Genomic DNA, 883 nt, shown 5'->3' with positions numbered 1-883 from the left:
GCAAGGAGGTTTTCCAGTTCCGCGCGGGTCGGCAACCGCATCGGGTCAAGCCCGAACACCTCGGCAAGCGGCGTCACCGCGCGCTGATACTGTTTGCCCGCGATCTTCTCGCCATCCGCCCGATTGCCCGCCAGCAGCTCGGCAATCTCGTCACGGGTCAGCGGGCGCGACGTGTCGATCCCCAGCGCGACGGCAACGGTGGGGTGCATATCCCGGCGGGGCTCGGGAATGGTGCCAGGGCGGGCCGCGTCCGTCGCGGTGGCCGCCGCGTTATCTTCCGCCGCTGCCGTACCGGGCTGCCAAAGCCCGCCATCAACCGTCATGCCGCGCTGATAATACGCCGCCATGTCCTGCTCGAACCCCGGCAGCGTCATGGTCATCAGGTGATCCGCCATCTTCCCGGCGGCACCGGATGAGGTGGAGGCCGCACCGGCGCGGAACGTCAGCACGTCTCGCCGCCCGCCTCGGACTGCGATCCGTCGTCCCCCGGCTCTAGCGCCGTGGCCAGGCCACGCATCACCCCGGCCTCGACCTCTGCCCCCAGCCCGTCCAGCGTCGTGCCGATTTGCAGGAGCGCGGTGGTCTGATCGCGCAGCGCACCGGCGATCCGTGCCAGGGCTTCCTCAAGCGGGCTTTCTTCCGAAGGGGTCGCCAGCTCGATCAACCGCGCCAGCATTTGGCTGTGCGTGTTCTGCGTTTCGATCATCAGCCGCATCGCCTGGATGACGGCATCGAGGCGATCATCTTTCGCGGGCGAAGGTGCGGTTTTGGGCTCTGGCATCGGGCGAAACTCCTGCCGTCACCGTAGCGCCATTGTCACTTGCGCCGCAAGCTCCATAGGTGCAATGGTCTGTTGCTTACCCTCTGAACTTCCCGCCCGCAT

2 protein-coding genes are annotated in these 883 nt (G+C 67.2%); both read right to left on the bottom strand.

Going from position 1 to position 883, the window contains the following annotated elements:
- A partial coding sequence (locus tag APM_RS18565) for a hypothetical protein (RefSeq protein ID WP_007424932.1) occupies positions 1 to 449 on the bottom strand: 449 nt, incomplete at its 3' end.
- Positions 443 to 781: a hypothetical protein gene (locus APM_RS18560; RefSeq protein WP_007424931.1), complete on the bottom strand. Its 339-nt coding sequence runs from the start codon at positions 779 to 781 to the stop codon at positions 443 to 445. The genes APM_RS18565 and APM_RS18560, both read right to left, overlap by 7 nt.
- Positions 782 to 883 lie beyond the last annotated feature (102 nt).

It is taken from the genome of Acidiphilium sp. PM (assembly GCF_000219295.1).
Classification (GTDB): Bacteria; Pseudomonadota; Alphaproteobacteria; order Acetobacterales; family Acetobacteraceae; genus Acidiphilium; species Acidiphilium multivorum.
The sequence above is the reverse complement of the archived record's forward strand: the minus strand, read 5'-3'. Positions and strand labels throughout refer to the sequence as shown.